The sequence below is a fragment of the Microbacterium sp. B19(2022) genome, assembly GCF_012030385.1.
Classification (GTDB): domain Bacteria; phylum Actinomycetota; class Actinomycetes; order Actinomycetales; family Microbacteriaceae; genus Microbacterium; species Microbacterium oxydans_B.
On the sequence record NZ_JAAUVO010000004.1, the window covers coordinates 224,773 to 243,193 of the forward strand.

The following is an 18,421-nucleotide window of genomic DNA, read 5'->3' on the forward strand; positions in this document are numbered from 1 at the left end:
TGAGAACCGATGAGCGCCAACAGGTATTCCCCCTCCCGGGTGCAGGGCACCTATCCTGCGCCCACCACCGACGTGCCCGTGCACGCCGAGCTCACGATCCCGGGCTCGAAATCGCTGACGAATCGCGAGCTGATGATCGCCGCGATCGCCGACGGCCCCGGCCGGCTGATCGCTCCCCTGCACTCCGACGACTCCGCGCGCATGGTGGACGCCCTGCGCGCCCTGGGCGTCGGCATCGAAGAGGTGGAAGCCGGGCACGAGTTCGGCCCCGACCTCGTGGTCACCCCGGCGAAGCTCAGCGGGGGCACGACGATCGACTGCGGCCAGGCGGGCACCGTGATGCGCTTCATCGCTCCGCTTGCGGGCCTCGCCCAGCACGACGTGCACCTCACGGCGCATGAGACCGCACTCCATCGCCCCATGGGTGGGCTGATCAGCGCCCTGCGGGACCTCGGAGTCGACATCGACGACGAGGGAACCTGGTCGCTCCCGTTCACCATCCGCGGCCACGGGCGCATCCGCGGCGGACGAGTCGAGATCGACGCATCGGCGTCGAGTCAGTTCGTCTCCGGGCTCCTGCTCGCCGCTCCTCGATTCGACGTCGGGCTCCATCTCGTCCACGTCGGCGAGCATCTGCCGAGCCTGCCGCACATCGACATGACCATCGAGGCTCTGAGCCGCCGCGGCATCCGCATCGAGCGTCCGGCCGTCGGAGAGTGGCTCGTCGAGGCCGGCGTGCCGCGCGCGAAGGAGATCGCGATCGAACCGGATCTCTCCAACGCCGCACCGTTCCTCGCCGCCGCTCTGGTGGCCGGCGGCGCCGTCTCCATCACGGGCTGGCCGGCGCACTCCACGCAGCCGGGTGCGCTGCTGCCGGACATCCTCCAGGCCACGGGAGCGCACGTGGGTCGCCACGGCGGCACCCTCACCGTGCGCGCAGGCTCCGGCATTCGCGGTCTCGACCTCGATCTCTCCGCCGCGAGCGAGCTGACTCCCACCCTCGTCGGCCTCGCCGCGTTCGCGGAGTCCCCGACGACCATCCGTGGCATCGGCCACATCCGCCTCCACGAGACCGACCGGATCGCGGCACTCATCGGCAACCTCCGCGCACTCGGCGGCGAGGCCGAGGAGCTCCCGGACGGGCTCCGCATCATCCCGCGCCCGCTGCACGGCGGCAGCTGGGCCGCACACCACGATCACCGGATGGCCACGACCGGCGCACTGATCGGCCTGCGCGTTCCGGGTGTCGAGATCGACGACATCGGAACCACCGCCAAGACCCTCCCGGAGTTCACGATGCTCTGGGAGCGGATGCTGCGAGGTTGATGGTGAGCTGGCTCGACGACAGCGACGACCTCGATGACGACTTCGAGGACTTCGACGAGAGCAGCATCAGGACGCGTCCGAACCCCAAGGCGAACCGCCCGCGCACCAAGCGCCGACCCGCGCACGAGGACGCCCAGGTGGGCAGGGTCCTCGGCGTCGACCGCGGCCGGTATTCGGTTCTCCTGGACGAGAACACCCCTGACGAGCACATGATCACGACCACCAGGGCTCGGGAGTTGCGCCGCATGCCGATCGTCACGGGTGATCAGGCGCGTGTGGTCGGAGACACCTCGGGCGACGAGGGCACGCTCGCCCGCATCGTCGGCATCGTGGAACGCACCTCCCTTCTGCGTCGCAGCGCCGACGACACCGACCAGGTCGAGCGCGTCATCGTCGCGAACGCCGATCAGATGCTCGTCGTCGTCGCCGCGGCCGACCCCGAGCCGCGGGCCCGTCTCGTCGACCGCTACCTCGTCGCTGCCCTGGATGCGGGGATACGTCCTCTCCTGGTCGTCACGAAGACCGACATCGCCGACCCGTCGGAGTTCCTCACCCACTTCGACGGCCTCGACCTGCGCGTGTTCACCAGCGCTCAGGACGAGATGCCCGTCGAGGAGATCGGCGAAGCGCTCGTCGGGCACTCCACGGTCTTCGTCGGCCACTCGGGCGTCGGCAAATCGACCCTCGTCAACGCGCTCGTGCCCACGGCTCTGCGCGCCACCGGACACGTGAACCAGGTCACCGGACGCGGCCGCCACACCTCCTCCTCTACCGTCTCGCTGCGTTACGAGGGGGCCGGTGGCAGCGGCTGGGTGATCGACACCCCCGGCGTCCGCTCGTTCGGTCTCGGCCATGTGGATCCCGCGAACATTCTGGCCGCGTTCACGGAGCTCGCGGCGATCGCCCAGGACTGCCCCCGAGGGTGCACGCACCTCGCGGACGCCCCCGACTGCGCCCTCATCGAAGCGGCGGAACGGGGCGAGCTGGGCGAGACCGGCCGTGCGCGGCTCGACTCCCTGCAGCGGCTGCTCCAGACGTTCGCAGACAAAGCGGAGCAGGCTCCCGGACGTTAGGCTGGAGGCGTGACCCAGCGCCTCGAACCCGGAACCGCAGCCCCTGAATTCGCCCTTCTCGACCAGGACGGGAAGACCGTGCGTCTCGCCGATCTGCGCGGCCAGAAGACGGTGCTGTACTTCTACCCCGCCGCGATGACGCCCGGCTGCACCACGGAGGCCTGCGACTTCCGCGACAGCATCTCGTCGCTCCAGGGCGCGGGCTACCGGGTCGTCGGCATCTCGCGCGATGAGCCGGCCACCCTGACGAAGTTCCGCGAACGCGACGGACTCACCTTCCCGCTGCTGAGCGACCCCGACCACGCGACCCACACCGCCTACGGCGCGTGGGGCGAGAAGATGAACTACGGCAAGCTCGTCGAGGGTGTCATCCGCTCCACCTTCGTCCTCGACGAGGACGGCACGATCACTCTCGCGCAGTACAACGTGAAGGCCACCGGTCACGTGGCGCGACTGCGCAAGCAGCTCGGCATCGACGTCTGACACCCGGCGCTGAGTTCGCGCTCAGCGGCCGCCGGAACTCACTCCGCCGGGCGCTGCTCGGCCTCGCGTCGGGCGCTCGAGATCAGCAGCACGAAGCCCACCAGGCCGGGAAGCCCGACCCCGAGGGTGAATGCCCACGACACCGGCTGCAGCGTGAGGGAGGCCAGCGCGAGGGCTACCGCGAGCACCTGGAACACCACTCCCCCTGATCGCGCCCACGACTTGCCGCTTCGAACACCGATCGCGAACGCCACGAGTGCGGCGGCGCCGATGAAGGTGAGCGCGATCAGTGCCAGCGCGGTCGGCAACGACGCCGCGTCGCCGGCGCCGAGCCCGACCAGTTCGATGACCGCGAAGACGAGAAGCGCCGCTGCTTCCGCGGCGAGCACCGCCGCTGCCGCGAGAGCGATTCCAGGTGCGCGCACAGCATCTCCCAAGCATCGAAAGAGGAGAAAACCCTTGATTTCGCGGTTTTCATGTAACAGAATAGAGAAAGTCATGTGCTCCCACAGCGGCGTGGGGCGAGCAATCTCGCTCGCATCACAAATCGCGGGCATTCCGTCCGCACATCACCAGGGTAGCCGAACCCGAACTGCTACCCGAATCCGAGAGGTCGCATCGCGACATCTCTTGAAATCCACACCGAGGAGCCCCCATGGACTGGCGCGATAAGGCCGCCTGCCTGACTGTCGACCCCGAGCTATTCTTCCCCGTGGGGAACACCGGCCCGGCCGTCGATCAGATCGAGAAGGCGAAGACCGTCTGCGCCACCTGCACAGTCACGGAGATCTGTCTGCAGTACGCCCTGGAGACCAGCCAGGACTCCGGCGTGTGGGGCGGTCTCTCCGAAGACGAGCGCCGCGCTCTGAAGCGTCGCGCCGCACGCGCACGCCGCGCCTCCTGAATCTGCACGAAAGCGGCCTGAGACGAGGTCTCAGGCCGCTTTCGTCTGCCCTGCGTGCGTCAGGTCAGCGGTCGAGCCAGCGCAGAGGGATGTCGATGATCACCTCTGTGCCCTCTCCATCGCTTCCGTGCCACTCGATGGTGCCACCCAGCTCCCCCTGGATGAGGGTGCGGATGATCTGCGTGCCGAGCCCCTGACCGATCCGCCCCTCGGGGAGACCGAGGCCGGTGTCACGCACCGTGACACGGAGATTCTCCTCGGTCCGCGCGGCATCGATGGTGACGATGCCCTCCTGACCGGCGAGGCCGTGCTCGACGGCGTTCGTGACCACCTCGGTGAGCGCGAGGGCGAGGGGCGTCGCATACTCGCTCGGGAGCACACCGAACCGCCCGGTCGACTGCGTGCGCGCGCGTGTGTTCGGCGCCGAGGCGACCTCAGCCACGAGCTTGAGCACCCGGTGGAAGACCTCGTCGAAATCGACCTTCTGCGTGAGCCCCTGAGCCAGGGTGTCGTGCACGACCGCGATCGCATCGACGCGACGCATGGCCTGCGTGAGTGCATCTCGGGCTTCATCGGAGTGGGTGCGGCGCGCCTGGATCCGCAGGAGAGACGCCACGGTCTGGAGGTTGTTCTTCACCCGGTGGTGGATCTCGCGGATCGTCGCATCCTTGGTGATGAGCTCCTGTTCCTGATGGCGCAGCTCCGACACGTCGCGGCAGAGCACGATCGCGCCGATGCGCGTTCCGTGGTCCTTCAACGGGATCGCGCGCAACGACACCGTGACGCCACGCGCCTCGATGTCGGTCCGCCAGGGAGCACGCCCGGTCACCACCACGGGAAGTGATTCGTCGACCTGCCGCGAGGGCGGGACGAGCCGCGTGGTGACCTCGGCGAGGGACTCCCCCTCGAGCTCGTCGTCGAATCCCATGCGGTTGAAGGCGGAGAGTGCGTTCGGGCTGGCGAACGTGCTGATCCCGTCGACGTCGATCCGGATGAGTCCGTCCGACGCACGCGGTGCGCCTCGACGCGGTGAGGTCGGCGCGGCGAGGTCGGGGAAGCTGCCGTCCGCGATCATCCGGAACAGATCGTTCGCGCATTCGTCGAAAGTGATCTGCTGGCGAGAGGGGGTGCGCAGCTCGCCGAGGTTGGTGTGCCTGGTCACCACGCCGATCACGGTGGGCGGGGCATCTGCTGCGCGTCGCTCGCTCACGATCGGCACGGCGCGCACCCTGGTCGGAGTCTCCTCGAACCAGTCCGGCGACGACGAGTCCACGATCTCCGCAGACTCGAAGGCGCCCTGGACCTGCGTACGCCACTGCGGTCGTACCCGCTCTCCGACGATGTCGCGGTAGAACAGCGTCGCCGCCCCGCTCGGCCGCGCGTGAGCGACCGCGATGAAGGTACCGTCCTCCGTCTGAATCCAGATGACGATGTCCGCCGACGCGAGGTCGGCGAGGAGCTGCCCGTCACCGGCGAGTCGGTGCAGCCACTCGACATCACTGTCGGTCAGGAGACCCTGGGCATGGGCGAGATCACTGAGGGTTGACACCCCACCAGCCTACGGTCAGATCCGTCAGAGGATGGCCAAGGACGTCGCGCGCCAACGCCGATCGATGCCGTCCAGCCGGACGGCGACCGCGCGCGTGCGCCCCGGCCCCGCCACCACGACGACGGCCTCGATCACGCCGTCGGTCGGCTCGGCCACGCGCAGCGACCTGATCGCGAATGCCGGTCGCGCCGGAGCGACACCCCGCGCGCTGCGCGCTCTCGCCGAGAGATTGACTCTGGTGACCAGACTCCGATACGCATCCTCGCTGAGCCAGCGGGCGAGCTGATCGACCTCCCTGACTCCGGCGAGAGCCTCGAGGACGCCGGTGGTGAGGCTCCGCAGGAGCGGTGCGGGGTCGGGAAGCTCGCTGGTCGGCGTGGGCTGGGCGGCGAAGTACTCGTGAGGCATCATGTCGGACTCTCGGTCGGGGAGGTCTGGAAGTCCGCCAGTACAGCACCGCGTCGTCCCCCGCCGGGGGCGCATCGAGCAACTATGTGGATAACTCGTACGTGAGATCTCCTCGTCGCCTACGCTCTGTCGGGTGCACTGGGACCGTCTGTTCGAAGACCTCGAAGGCCAGCTGGCGTCGGATTGGGAGGCGGAGCGAGCCGTGCTCGACGCCGAGTCCGAGCGACTACGCATCGCGAAGCTGGACCTGCGCGCCCGCCTCCGGACGTTGTGCAGCGCCAGCACCGACGCGACGATCGACCTCGTGAACGGACGACGGCTGCCGGTCACACTCCAGGCTCTCGGAGCAGACTGGCTCGCCGTGGTCTCACGCGATGTCGGCGGCGCCCGCCATTCGACCGGCACGGCAGCATCGGCGCTGATCCTCCCCCTGCACGCCGTCGCCGGCCTCACGACGGACCACGGCATGATCCTGGCGAGCCTCGATGACTCTGCGACGGACGTACACCCGCTTCGCGAGCGGATGACGCTCGGATTCGTGCTGCGGGATCTCGCCCGACGGCGGATACCCGTGCATATCAGCGTGCAGGTCGGCGACGACGCCCACGGCACGATCGACCGCGCCGCGGCGGATCACCTCGATCTGGCGCTGCACGATCCGGGCCAGGCGCGTCTCGCCGGCGCTGTGCACGGCTTCCGCATCATCCCGTTCGCCGCGCTCGTCGCCGTGCGTACCCCGGGAGATCAGCTGCGGTGAGCCGAGGAGGTACCCCAGACCTCAGGAAAGCTCGCGACCTGCGACTGCCTCCACAGCGCCATGCGGCGAGCGATCTCCGATTCCTCCGCCAGGTAGTCCTCGAGACTCGACTCCTCCACCCGCCAGCGCGGCGGCGATCCGAGCTGCGCACCGCGGAGTCTTCCTTCGTGGAGGAGTTCGACCACCTCGTCCACACCGATACTCAGGAGTTCGGCCACCTGCGCGGGGGCGAGGAATCGCGACGCGGGCCGGGTCGGGGGTGCCATCCCCTTATTCTCCATGACGGGGTCGGGAGGATCGGGCGCTCTGCCGTCCTGTGGATAACCGACGGTGCACGTGCGGGATTTCTGTGACGATATCGCCATGGCTTCCCTTTCTCGCCCTCGGCGTGCGTTCTGGGGCGACACCCGATTCCTCATCGGGATCGCCCTGGTGGCGCTCTCCATCACCGCAGTGTGGCTCATCGTCACCGGATCCGACCAGGCACGGCCGGTACTCCGAGCCGACCGCACCATCGTAGAGGGTGAGAAGCTGACCTCAGACGACTTCCAGGTCATCGAGGTCGGACTGGGCCTGTCTGCCGACGACTACCTCGGCCCCGAAGACCTGAAACCCGGTCAGATCGCGGCGCGCACACTCACCAAGGGCGAGATCGTGCCGTCTGCTGCGCTGGCGGATGCCGACCACGGCCGCAGCACCACGATCGTCGTCGAGAGCAGCACCGGGATCCCCGGAGAGGTACAGGCCGGTTCGGTGGTCGACGTCTGGTTCGCCCCGCCTCTCGACGACGGTCGCACGTACGACACTCCACGAATCCTCGTCACGGACGTGGTCGTCCGCGACGTGATCGAGTCGAACGGCATGCTGGCCGACACCGCGGCGGCCCGGCTCGAACTCGTGATCGACAGAGGCGACACGGCCGACGTGCTCGCCGCGATCACCGAAGGCGCCTCCCTCTCCGTGCTGCCGGTCGGGGCCGGCTCGTGACGGCTGTCGTCGTGGCCATCCCGGAGCCGCGTGCGAGCGAACTGGCTGCGGAACTCGAACTGGAGGGAGTCACGGTCCTCGCCGTCCTGCCTCTCCCCACCGCCGAGTTCGACCTTCCTCGTGGTGCCGAGGCGATCATCGTGACGGCCGCACGTACAGTTCTCACGGCCGCGCTGGTCTCCACGTGCGATCGAGCAGGAGTCCGCATCCTCCCGCTCGGAGGAGCCGACAGCCGTTTGCTCGGACGCCTGGGCTTGTCCGCAGCCTTGCCGCCCGAGGCGGCCGGCTGGGAGGTCGCGGCGGCTTTGCGCGCCGATTCCGACCACGTGCCCGCACCCCGATCACTCCATCCGCACCGAGTCATCGCCGTGTGGGGGCCGCATGGCGCACCGGGCCGCTCCACGATCGCCATCGAGCTCGCAGTGGAACTCGCACGGTCCGGGCGCAGCACCGCCCTGGTCGACGCCGATACGGTCGCTCCGTCGCTCGCGCTGCTGCTCGGGCTCAGCGACGACGCACCCGGGATCGCTGCGGCCTGCCGTCGGGCCGAGCGCGGCGCCCTCGACGCCACGGAGCTGACCCGGCTCGCCACGATGGTGTCCTGCGGCGGCGGCGAGGCCGTCGAGGTGCTCGCGGGTATCAACCGCCCGAGCCGATGGCCGGAGCTGGGGGCAGCCCGCCTCCGAATGGCTTTGGGCGCCTGTCGTGAATGGAGGGAGGAGACGGTCGTCGACGTGGCGAGCGCCTTCGATGCAGACGACGAGGTGACCTACGACATCGCCGGGCCTCGACGCCATGCCGCGACGTCGGCGACGCTGAGCGAAGCCGACCTGATCGTCGCCGTGGCCGCAGCCGATCCGCTGGGGATCAGCCGCTTCCTCCGGGATCACGCAGAAGTGCGCCGGCTCACCGCGCCGACACCGGTGTCGGTCGTCGTCAATCAGGTCCGGCCGGGGCCGCTCGGGATCGATGCCCGCGGGCAGGTGCGGCGCACGCTCGAGCGGTTCGCGGGCATCACCGACGTCACGTTCCTGCCGTTCGACCAGCGCGCCACCGACGCGTCGTTGCTGCATGCCCGCCCGATGACGGACGTCACACCGCGCTCGACGCTCGTCGCCGGCATCCGAGGGCTCGCGGCGACACTGTCTCCTGTCGACGCGGAGCCCGCTACTGGCGGTAGCTCGCGAGGAAGTTCCCGAGTCGCTCGACGGCTTCGCTCAATACTCGGGGCTCGGGGAGCGTGACGAGCCGGAGGTGATCCGGGGTCGCCCAGTTGAAACCCGTCCCCTGCACCAGGAGGATGTGCTCCGAGACGAGCAGGTCGTAGACCAGGCGGGCGTCGTCTCTGATCTCGTGCACGTTCGGGTCGAGCCGCGGGAAGGCGTACAGCGCGCCCTGTGGCTTGACGCACGAGACCCCCGGGATCGACTCGAGCCCTTCCCACGCGATATCCCGCTGCTCGTGGAGGCGACCGGTCGGCGCGATCAGCGCGTCGATGGACTGCACACCCGACAGTGCGGCCTGCACCGCGTGCTGGGCGGGAACGTTCGGACACAGTCGCGTCGACGCCAGCAGCGTGATGCCCTCGATGAACCCCTTGGCGTGGCCCTGCGGCCCGGTGATGACCATCCAGCCCGAGCGGTATCCCGCGACCCGGTAGGTCTTGGACAGCCCGTTGAAGGTCAGGCACAGCAGATCGGGAGCCAGCGTCGCGGTCGGGATGTGCACGGCACCGTCGAACAGGATGCGATCGTAGATCTCGTCCGACAGCAGCAGCAGCTCATGTTCCCGAGCGATCTGCACGAGCCCCTCGAGGATCTGACGCGAGTACACGACGCCGGTGGGGTTGTTCGGGTTGATGATCACGAGCGCCTTGGTGCGCGGCGTGATCTTCGACCGGATGTCCTCGAGGTCGGGCTGCCACTCGTCATCCTCATCGCAGAGGTAGTGGACGGGAGTGCCACCGGCGAGGCTGGTCATCGCTGTCCACAGGGGGTAGTCCGGAGCCGGGATGAGCACCTCGTCGCCCTCGTCCAGCAGCGCCTGCATCGTCATGGTGATGAGCTCGGAGACGCCGTTGCCGAGATACACGTCGTCCGGGTCGAAGCGGGGAAAACCCTCGATCTGCTCGTAGCGACTCACGACCGCGCGGCGGGCAGAGATGATGCCCTTGCTGTCACTGTAGCCGTGCGCGGAAGGGAGCGCCGCGAGCATGTCATGCACGATCTGATGGGGAGCATCGAAGCCGAAGATCGCCGGATTCCCGGTGTTCAGCTTGAGGATCTTGTGCCCCTCGGCCTCCAGGCGCGCCGCCTCGACGAGGGCGTTTCCGCGGATCTCGTACAGGACGTTCTTGAGCTTCGACGACTGGTCGAAGTGGCGCGTTGGGGTCATCGGCCAAGCCTACAGCGACGAAAGGAGGGCCAATCCACGTGGACTGGCCCTCCTCTGCGCGGGAGTTACTTCTTCTTCTTGCCCTGGGCGCGACGCTGCTCGCGGTTGCCGGCGGCCGGAGCCTCGGCATCGGTGCGCTGCCCGAAGGCGCCTCGCGGCGCCTCCTCCGGCTCGGTCTGCGGGGCCTGCGCGCGAGCCGCCGCCTGACGGACACGATCGGTGGCCGCCTGCTGGACCTGACCGCGATCGTTGCGGACCTCGACCTCGCCTGCATCGTTCGCGGCGGAGTACTCGAGACGCTGCTCTCCCCCGTCGGAGGCGAGTCCCTTGGCCTCGACCTCGGCCGTCTGGGAGTCTCCGGCACGACGCACCTCGACCTCGAGGTTGTAGAGGTACCCGACGGATTCCTCCTTGATCTGCCCCATCATCGACTGGAACATCGCGTAGCCCTCGCGCTGGTATTCGATGAGCGGATCGCGCTGAGCCATCGCGCGCAGGCCGATGCCGTCCTTGAGGTAGTCCATCTCGTAGAGGTGGTCGCGCCAGCGGCGGTCGAGCACCTGGAGGACGACGCGACGCTCCAGCTCGCGCGTCGCCGCCTCGCCGAGCGCTTCCTCGCGCGTCTCGTAGGCGATCTTCGCGTCGGAGAGCAGCTCGCGGGTGAGTCCGTCGGCCGTGATACCGCCCTTGCGCCCCGCCGCCTCCGAGACGACCTCGTCGATCGTCACGCCCACCGGGTAGAGCGTCTTCAGCTCGGTCCAGAGCGCGTCGAAGTCCCAACTCTCGTTGTGCCCCTCGCCGGTGTGATCGCGGACCACGCCGCTGATGGCGTCCTCGATGAAGTGCTGGACACGGTCGGCGATGTCATCGCCCTGCAGGATGTGTCGACGGTCGGCGTAGATGGCCTCGCGCTGACGGTTCAGGACGTCGTCGTACTTGAGGACGTTCTTACGCATCTCGGCGTTGCGCGACTCGACCTGGGACTGGGCGCTGCGGATCGCACGGGACACGAGGCCCGACTCGATCGGCACGTCGTCCGGGAAGTTCGTGCGGGCGAGAATCGCCTCGGCGGCGCCCGACTGGAACAGACGCATCAGGTCGTCGGTGAGGCTCAGGTAGAAGCGGCTCTCACCGGGGTCGCCCTGACGCCCGGAACGACCACGGAGCTGGTTGTCGATGCGACGCGACTCGTGCCGCTCAGTGCCCAGCACGTAGAGTCCACCGGCCTCGATGACCTTCTCGGCCTCCTCTGCGACGATGCTCTTCATCGACTCGTAGGTCTCATCCCACGCGACCTCGTACTCCTCGGGCGTCTCGACGGGGTCGAGCCCCTTGCCCTTGAGCTCCTGGACCGCAAGGAACTCGGCGTTTCCGCCGAGCATGATGTCGGTGCCTCGTCCGGCCATGTTCGTGGCGACGGTGACGGCGCCCAGGCGCCCGGCGCGGGCGACGATCTCGGCCTCGCGTGCGTGGTTCTTCGCGTTGAGGACCTCGTGCTTGACGCCCTTCTTCGCGAGCAGGCGCGAGAGGTACTCGCTCTTCTCGACGCTCACCGTTCCGACCAGCACCGGCTGGCCGGCGACATGACGCTCGGCGATGTCTTCCACGACCTGGGCGAACTTCGCGGTCTCGTTCTTGTAGACGAGGTCGGACTGGTCCTTGCGGACCATCGGCCGGTTCGTCGGGATGGGGATGACGCCGAGCTTGTAGGTCGACATGAACTCCGCGGCCTCGGTCTCGGCCGTACCCGTCATGCCGGCGAGCTTGTCGTAGAGACGGAAGTAGTTCTGCAGCGTCACCGTGGCGAGAGTCTGGTTCTCGGCCTTGACCGGCACGCCCTCCTTGGCCTCGATCGCCTGGTGGATGCCCTCGTTGTAGCGGCGTCCGACCAGGATGCGACCGGTGTGCTCGTCGACGATCATGACCTCGTCGTTCATCACGACGTAGTCGGTGTCCTTCTTGAACAGCGCGAGCGCCTTGATCGAGTTGTTGAGGAACGAGATGAGCGGGGTGTTGGCGGACTCGTAGAGGTTGTCGATGCCGAGATAGTCCTCGACTTTCTCGATACCGGGCTCGAGCACGCCGACGGTGCGCTTCTTCTCGTCGACCTCGTAGTCCTCGCCGACCTCGAGGGTGCGGGCGATCTTCGCGAACTCGGCGAACCAGCGGTTGGCCTCACCCGAGGACGGGCCCGAGATGATCAGCGGCGTACGGGCCTCGTCGATGAGGATCGAGTCGACCTCGTCGACGATCGCGAAGAAGTGCTCGCGCTGGACGAGGTCTTCCTTGCGCCACGCCATGTTGTCGCGCAGGTAGTCGAAGCCGAACTCGTTGTTCGTGCCGTAGGTGATGTCGGCGGCGTACTGCTCACGACGCACCGCGGGGGTCTGGCCGGAGACGATGATGCCGGTGGTCATGCCGAGGGCACGGAACACACGTCCCATCAGCTCGGCCTGGTAGCTCGCGAGGAAGTCGTTGACCGTGATGACGTGCACGCCCTTGCCGGCGATCGCGTTCAGATACGCGGGCAGGGTCGCGACGAGGGTCTTGCCCTCACCGGTCTTCATCTCGGCGATGTTGCCGAGGTGGAGGGCGGCGCCACCCATGATCTGCACGTCGTAGGCGCGCATGCCGAGCGTGCGCTTGGCTGCCTCCCGCACCGCGGCGAAGGCCTCAGGCATGAGCTGATCGAGCGTCTCGCCGTTCTCGAAGCGCGCGCGCAGCTCGACTGTCTCGTTGCGCAGTTCGTCGTCGGTGAGCTTGGAGATGTCCTCTTCCAGCGCTCCCACTGCCTTGACGACCTGATTCAGGCGGCGGATGACCCGCCCCTCGCCAGCACGCAGCAGCTTCTCAAGAGGATTGGCCACGGATGTCATCTCCCTGTCAGTGGGTAAATCGCCGGCCGCCGGTGAACCCGACGCCAGGCATGCTTTGCCATGTTACCGGCCTGTGACCTGCACGTCGCCTGCACGAGGCTTCCGCGCGAAGATTCGAATAGTTGCCGAGTATGCATATACTCGGTATTGCATTCATCTCGACAACCAGGGAGCCCACCATGTCGGTACGTCAGAGCCTGCTCGCGATCCTCGATCAGGGCCCCTGCTACGGCTACCAGCTGCGGCACGAATTCGATCGACGCACCGGCTCCACTTGGCCGCTGAACGTCGGACAGATCTACAACACGCTCGAGCGTCTCGAGCGCGACGGACTCGTCGAGCGCGGTGACGCCGACGAGCAGGGTCATGTGTACTGGCAGATCACGGATGCCGGTTCCGCCGAGGTCGCGCAGTGGCTCTCCTCCCCCGTGGTGCGGACGCAGGCGACACGGGACGAGCTCGCGATCAAGCTCGCCGTGGCGGCGACGCTGCCCGGAGTCGATGTCTCAGCGGTCATCCAGTCGCAGCGCACGGCGTCGCTGCGACAGCTGCAGTCCCTGCAGCGGGCGAAGTACGCGGGCGGTGACGCGGACGGCCCGGAGGAGCTCTCCTGGGCGCTGGTCGTCGATTCGATGATCTTCGCCGCGGAGGCCGAGGTGCGGTGGCTCGACCACACGGAACAGCGTCTCGCGTTGCACCCGCGACAGGCGATGGCGCTCGAACTCGCGACCGAGCGCCCCAAGCGCGGGCGGCCCGCGAAAGCTGGTGCTCCCTTCGCGGATGCGGCTCCCTCACTGTGAGCGCCGAGACGGTCCTGCGCCTGGTCGGGGTGACGCAACAGTTCGGGGCGGGCGCGACGGCGGTCTCCGCCCTGTCCGGCGTGGACCTCGAGGTACGGCGCGGTGAACTCGTCGCCGTGATGGGCGCCTCGGGCTCCGGCAAGTCGACGCTGCTGGCCATCGCCGGCGGGCTCGCTCGCCCCACCACCGGGGAGGTCGTGATCGAAGACGCCTACCTCAGCGAGCAGAGCGCAGCGGAGCTCGCGCGCCTGCGCCGACGCTCCCTCGGGTTCGTCTTCCAGGACTTCAATCTGATCCCCACGCTCACCGCGATCGAGAACGTGACACTCCCGCTGGAACTCGACGGCTTCCGCACCCGGGTCGCCCGCCGCGCGGGGAAGGACGCCCTGCAGTCCGTCGGCCTGGCGGACAAGCTCGACTCCTATCCCGACGATCTCTCCGGAGGTCAGCAGCAGCGCGTCGCGATCGCCCGCGCCGTGGTCGGCGGACGACGACTCATCCTCGCCGACGAGCCGACCGGCGCACTGGATTCCGTCACCGGCGAACTCGTGCTCCGGATGCTCCGGGGACGAGTGGACGCGGGCGCGGCGGGCATCCTCGTCACGCACGAAGCCCGCCATGCAGCATTCGCCGATCGGATCGTGTTCCTCAGGGACGGGAGGATCGTCGACGAGACCCGGCGCGACGACGCCGAGGTATTGCTGAGCGGGACGGGCCGATGACCTCGACCGTCGAACGGCCGGAGACGAGGACGTCCGACCAGCCCTCCTCGTCCGTCCGACGGCCGGGGAGGCGTGCCCGCTGGCGCGTCGCCGCCCGGCTCGCGCACCGGCAGCTGCGCCGCACCCTCCTGTCGAGCGCGCTCATCAGCACCCTCGTCCTGCTCCCGATCGCGGCCATGACCGCCTATGCGGTCATCGGGGCGAGCATGATCGGCAGCCCACAGGAGCGCGTGACCGCGGAACTGGGACGGATGCAGGCGTGGATCTCGGTGGGCGGCCTGCCGGGAAGCGGATTCTGGCAGTCCCCCACCGACCCCACGTGGACGGGATATCCCGACAACTCCGGCAATGCCCCCGAGGGGACGCCGATCGCGGATCCGACCACTGCGCTGCCGTCCGGCACCGAGGCGATCCGCGTCGTCGAGTCCACCGTGCGAGTGCAGACTCCCGACGGCTTGACGGGGATGCCCGCGTGGGGCGGCGAGGTCTGGGATGCGCGCTTCGAGGGACGGTACGAGCTTCTCGAGGGGACGACCCCACGGTCCGGCAGCGAGATCATGGCGACCCCGGCCGCACTCGAGCGGCTCGGGATCGCGATCGGCGGCGAGGTCGTCGTCACCGACGGCGAGCGCACCTACACCGTCGTCGGGACGCTGGACTCCGCAGTTCTCTCCGATGCGACCTCCGCGCTCTTCCTGCCGGCGAGCGCCGGACTCTCCGGCGACGCCCGCTGGTATCTCCCCGACCTGTCACTCAGCTGGCCGGAGGTCGAGAAGCTGAACGAAGACGGCGTCGTCGCCTACTCGCGGTCAGTGATCCAGGAACCGCCGGTCATCTCGGACCAGACGAGGGGCGGGTGGTCCGGAGCGGACGATGGTGCCCTGTGGACCGTGCTCATCGTGCTCGTCGCCGGCGGGCTCTTCGCCGCGTACGTGGTGGTGATGCTCGCGGGTGCCGCCTTCGCGGTCGCCGCACGGCGCCAGCAGCGGTCTCTCGCCGTCGCCGCAAGCGTCGGAGCGTCGCCGTCGGACCTGCGCCGGGTCATCCTGCTCCAGGGCACGGGTCTGGGCCTCATCGCCGGCATTCTCGGGCTGGCCCTCGGCGTCGGGGCGGCCGCGGTCACGATGGCGCTCCTCGCCGACGGATCGGCCACCCAGTTCTGGGGTTTCCACGTGCCGTGGCTGATACTTGCGGGGATCCTTTTCTTCTCGGTGCTGGTCGGTACGGCATCCGCAGTGCTCCCCGCACGCACGGTCGCCCGCACCGACACCCTCAGTGCGCTGCGCGGCGCGCGTCGTCCGCAGAGGCCCCGAGCGTCTCGGCCGATCTGGGGATCGATCCTCCTGATCCTCGGCGTCGCGCTCACGATCGGCAGCGCCTTCGCGATCCTCGCCATCGAGGTGACGGATCTCCCGTGGGACTCGCCGCTGCGGGCGATTCCTCCGTTCGGCATCGTGATCGGGCCGATCCTCGTGCAGATCGGCATCCTGCTCTCCGGGCGCTGGCTGCTGTGGATCACCGCCAAAGCGCTCTCGCCGGTCAGCGTCGCCGCTCGCATCGCCGCCCGCGACGCCGCAGCGAACTCCTCACGCACGGTTCCCGCTTTCGCCGCGATCGCCGCGACCGTCTTCGTCGCGGTCTTCGCCCTGAGCCAGACCTCCATGCAGAACGCGTGGACCGCGCGGGACTGGGCGTATCAGGCTCCGGTCGGCACCCTTGCGATCGGCATCCAGTCGACCGGAGCCGAGTCGACCGTCGATGCCTCCGTCGCTTCCGACGCAGCCGACGCGGGAATCGCGCTCGCGGACAGCGTGGGGGCGACCGGCACGGCCGTCATCGCCCGCCAGCCTGAGGTGTGGGGCTACGCGAACTCGCTCGACATTCCCGCGGACGAGACACGGGTCATCGCCGTGATGCCGGAACGCCATCTCCTGGACCCCGAAAGCGAGGCTTCCTTCACGGCGAACGGCCAGAACCGACCGAACCCGATCGCGGTGGTCTCGGCGGAGGAGCTCGACGGGGCCCTGGGTATCACGGTGACTGCTGCCCAGCGTGCTGCGTATCGAGACGGTGCGGCGATCGTCACCGACCCACGGTATGTCACCGACGGCACGATCGAGGTCGGCGCCTGGAGCGGCCGGGATGTCTACGACGGAAAGGCGCCTGACAACATCTGGACCGCATGGGTAGACGCACCACCACGCGGCGAGCCGATCTGGGAACGGAAGGTCGACGCCATCGCGCTCGAACTCCCCCACCAGGCCATCGCGATCGCGATTGCCCCGGAGACCGCGGCGGAGTTGGACATGGCGACGACTCCCAGCCTGGTGATCGCCTCGTTCGACGCCCCCGTGCCGGTGGAGGTACGCGACCGAGTGCAGGAAAACGCCGATGCGCTGGCGACAGCCGACTGGCTCGTCTCCCCGTACTTCGAGAACGGCCCGCCCGAGGACTCCCTGTGGATCGTGCCGATACTGAGCGCGGTGGGTGTGCTCGTCCTCGGCGCGAGCGGTGTGGCCCTGAGCCTGGCACGGTTCGAGCGCCGCCCCGACGACGCCACGCTCTCCGCGGTCGGCGGCACGAACGGCCTCCGTCGCCGAGTCGGCCTCTGGCAGGGACTCATCATCGCCGGGTTCGGCACTCTCGCGGGAGCCGTGGCCGGGGTGCTGCCCCCGATCGGTTTCGCGATCCAGTCGCGCGGCGTCCTCCTGATTCCGGACATCCCCTGGACCGTGCTCGCCCTGCTCGCGGTCGCGCTGCCTCTCGCGATAGCCGCGGTCAGCTGGCTCATCCCCCCGCGGCGGGCAGAACTCACCCGACGTACGGCGATCGCCTGACGTGCCCTGAGCGAACAGTGCCTGCCCGAAGCGGATGCTCAGCCACCGCCCGTACGCGAGAAACTAGGATCGATCCATGGCTGGAATATGGGGCAGACGCAAACGCGAACAGGAAGAACTCGCCGCACAGGACGCCGATCTGGCGCGCCGCGCCGAGCAGGCACTGGTCGGCGCGGACGAGCGGATCCGCACGACGTCGGATGAGCTCTCCTTCGCCGAGGCCGAACTCGGCGAATCGCTGACCGCCGACCTGCGCACGGCTCTCACCGCGGTGCGCACCCACCTGCGTGAGGCATTCCAGCTCCACCAGCTGAACCATGATGAGATCCCCGACACGCCAGAGGAGCTGCGCACACGCAACGCGCGCATCCTGCAGCTGTGCGACTGGGCTCAGGATCTTCTCGACGAGAAGACCTCCGTCCTCGCCGAATCCGTCGCCAAGGTCCGCCGCGCACCCGAGATCATCGCGCAGGTGCGGGCGGATGCGGCCGCGCTCAGCACCCGCATCCCCCAGACCAACGAGGCCGTTGCACGCCTCTCGGCGCGCTACGCGGACTCGGCCATGCACCAGATCACCGCCAGCGCCGCCGAGGCCGAGCAGCTCATCCGCTTCGCCACCCACAGCGCCGACATCTCCGAACGCCGTCGAGCTGCCAAGCAGAACGAAGAGGCGAACATCGCCCTCGAGACGGCCACGGAGGCCACCCGGCGCGCATCCGCGCTCCTCGATGCGGTCGAGGACTTCGAGATCGAGGCGCTCCGGGCGGAATCCACCCTCGCCGAGGTCGTCGCCGACTCCCGCGGTGACCTCATCGCCGCGCGCAACGCCCCCGGTGTGCCCGCCGTCGCCGAGGCCGTCGCGGCGCTCCAGGCCGCGCTCTCCGCCCTCACGCCGTCCGGAAAGCCCAACGATCCGTTCGCCGAGCTCTCGCAGTTGCGCGACGCCAACTCGGCGCTCGACGAGGCCATCGCCAAGGCGCGCCACCGCGCCGAGAACCCCCTCCCGAGCATCGCGCAGGTGCAGCACGCGATCGACGACGCCGATCGTCAGCTCGGCGTCGCACGCGGCCTCATCGCGGGCCATCGCGGCTGGATCGGCGCCGACGCCCGCACGCGTCTCGCCGAGGCAGAGCGACTCCGCGTCGACGTCTCCGACCTCCTTCCGGCGGAGGACACGCGCGAGGCCGCCCTGATCCAGGCCCGTCGGGTCGCGCACCTCGCCTCCGAGGCTCTCCAGCTGGCCCAGCGCGACATCGACTCTTCGCGTCCGCGGGATCAGGACTGGGGCGGCGGCGGGGGCTGGGG

Annotated in this window: 17 protein-coding genes; 11 read left to right on the forward strand and 6 right to left on the reverse strand. The window is 68.8% G+C overall.

Annotation, left to right across the window (positions count from 1 at the left end; all coding sequences use genetic code 11):
- Positions 1–9 precede the first annotated feature (9 nt).
- From aroA to bcp, 3 genes are read left to right on the forward strand one after another with little or no spacing between them, the layout of a single operon-like run.
- Positions 10–1,326 carry a 3-phosphoshikimate 1-carboxyvinyltransferase gene (aroA, locus tag HCX50_RS05390; RefSeq protein ID WP_167633248.1) on the forward strand — a complete coding sequence of 439 codons (1,317 nt, stop codon included), beginning with the start codon at positions 10–12 and terminating at the stop codon, positions 1,324–1,326.
- Between the two features lie 2 nt (positions 1,327–1,328).
- Complete coding sequence (gene rsgA / locus HCX50_RS05395; RefSeq protein WP_091034520.1) at positions 1,329–2,399, forward strand: ribosome small subunit-dependent GTPase A; 1,071 nt, start codon at positions 1,329–1,331, stop codon at positions 2,397–2,399.
- 9 nt (positions 2,400–2,408) lie between these two features.
- Positions 2,409–2,882: a thioredoxin-dependent thiol peroxidase gene (bcp, locus tag HCX50_RS05400; protein WP_167633249.1), complete on the forward strand. Its 474-nt coding sequence runs from the start codon at positions 2,409–2,411 to the stop codon at positions 2,880–2,882.
- Positions 2,883–2,920: 38 nt separating this feature from the next.
- Here the strand turns inward: bcp and HCX50_RS05405 are convergent, their stop codons facing one another.
- Positions 2,921–3,307: a hypothetical protein gene (locus HCX50_RS05405; protein WP_337748984.1), complete on the reverse strand. Its 387-nt coding sequence runs from the start codon at positions 3,305–3,307 to the stop codon at positions 2,921–2,923.
- Between the two features lie 230 nt (positions 3,308–3,537).
- Between HCX50_RS05405 and HCX50_RS05410 the strand changes: the two genes are divergently transcribed.
- Positions 3,538–3,786: a WhiB family transcriptional regulator gene (locus HCX50_RS05410; RefSeq protein ID WP_017203224.1), complete on the forward strand. Its 249-nt coding sequence runs from the start codon at positions 3,538–3,540 to the stop codon at positions 3,784–3,786.
- 64 nt (positions 3,787–3,850) lie between these two features.
- Here HCX50_RS05410 and HCX50_RS05415 read toward each other — a convergent pair whose 3' ends face one another.
- Together HCX50_RS05415 and HCX50_RS05420 are read right to left on the reverse strand one after the other, a co-directional pair.
- Positions 3,851–5,335, reverse strand: coding sequence for a sensor histidine kinase (locus tag HCX50_RS05415; protein ID WP_091033899.1), 1,485 nt, complete (start codon positions 5,333–5,335; stop codon positions 3,851–3,853).
- A 24-nt stretch (positions 5,336–5,359) separates the two neighbouring features.
- Complete coding sequence (locus tag HCX50_RS05420; RefSeq protein ID WP_167633251.1) at positions 5,360–5,746, reverse strand: Rv3235 family protein; 387 nt, start codon at positions 5,744–5,746, stop codon at positions 5,360–5,362.
- Between the two features lie 130 nt (positions 5,747–5,876).
- Between HCX50_RS05420 and HCX50_RS05425 the strand changes: the two genes are divergently transcribed.
- Entirely contained in the window at positions 5,877–6,500 is a 624-nt protein-coding gene (locus tag HCX50_RS05425) for a hypothetical protein (RefSeq protein ID WP_167633252.1), read from the forward strand.
- Here HCX50_RS05425 and HCX50_RS05430 read toward each other — a convergent pair.
- A complete protein-coding gene (locus HCX50_RS05430) occupies positions 6,488–6,766 on the reverse strand; it encodes a helix-turn-helix domain-containing protein (RefSeq protein WP_091033907.1) in 279 nt (92 codons plus the stop codon). The genes HCX50_RS05425 and HCX50_RS05430 overlap by 13 nt on opposite strands.
- Positions 6,767–6,863: 97 nt before the next feature.
- On the opposite strand from HCX50_RS05430, the gene HCX50_RS05435 reads away from it, so the two are divergent.
- Complete coding sequence (locus tag HCX50_RS05435) at positions 6,864–7,487, forward strand: SAF domain-containing protein (RefSeq protein WP_167633253.1); 624 nt, start codon at positions 6,864–6,866, stop codon at positions 7,485–7,487.
- Positions 7,484–8,731, forward strand: coding sequence for a P-loop NTPase (locus HCX50_RS05440; RefSeq protein WP_167633254.1), 1,248 nt, complete (start codon positions 7,484–7,486; stop codon positions 8,729–8,731). The genes HCX50_RS05435 and HCX50_RS05440 overlap by 4 nt, the downstream gene beginning before the upstream one ends.
- Here HCX50_RS05440 and HCX50_RS05445 read toward each other — a convergent pair.
- Both HCX50_RS05445 and secA read right to left on the reverse strand, forming a co-directional pair.
- A complete protein-coding gene (locus HCX50_RS05445; RefSeq protein WP_091033913.1) occupies positions 8,655–9,881 on the reverse strand; it encodes a pyridoxal phosphate-dependent aminotransferase in 1,227 nt (408 codons plus the stop codon). The two genes, HCX50_RS05440 and HCX50_RS05445, sit on opposite strands and share 77 nt — an antisense overlap.
- A gap of 65 nt (positions 9,882–9,946) precedes the next feature.
- Positions 9,947–12,748 (reverse strand): preprotein translocase subunit SecA, encoded by a 2,802-nt coding sequence (secA, locus tag HCX50_RS05450; protein ID WP_167633255.1) that lies wholly within the window; start codon positions 12,746–12,748, stop codon positions 9,947–9,949.
- A 188-nt stretch (positions 12,749–12,936) separates the two neighbouring features.
- Between secA and HCX50_RS05455 the strand changes: the two genes are divergently transcribed.
- The 4 genes from HCX50_RS05455 to HCX50_RS05470 all read left to right on the forward strand — a co-directional run.
- Entirely contained in the window at positions 12,937–13,557 is a 621-nt protein-coding gene (locus HCX50_RS05455; protein WP_091033916.1) for a PadR family transcriptional regulator, read from the forward strand.
- Positions 13,554–14,279, forward strand: coding sequence for an ABC transporter ATP-binding protein (locus HCX50_RS05460; protein ID WP_091033918.1), 726 nt, complete (start codon positions 13,554–13,556; stop codon positions 14,277–14,279). Before HCX50_RS05455 ends, HCX50_RS05460 begins: the two co-directional genes overlap by 4 nt.
- Positions 14,276–17,116 (forward strand): ABC transporter permease, encoded by a 2,841-nt coding sequence (locus tag HCX50_RS05465; RefSeq protein WP_167633256.1) that lies wholly within the window; start codon positions 14,276–14,278, stop codon positions 17,114–17,116. The genes HCX50_RS05460 and HCX50_RS05465 overlap by 4 nt, the downstream gene beginning before the upstream one ends.
- Positions 17,117–17,192: 76 nt before the next feature.
- A partial coding sequence (locus HCX50_RS05470) for a hypothetical protein (protein ID WP_167633257.1) occupies positions 17,193–18,421 on the forward strand: 1,229 nt, incomplete at its 3' end.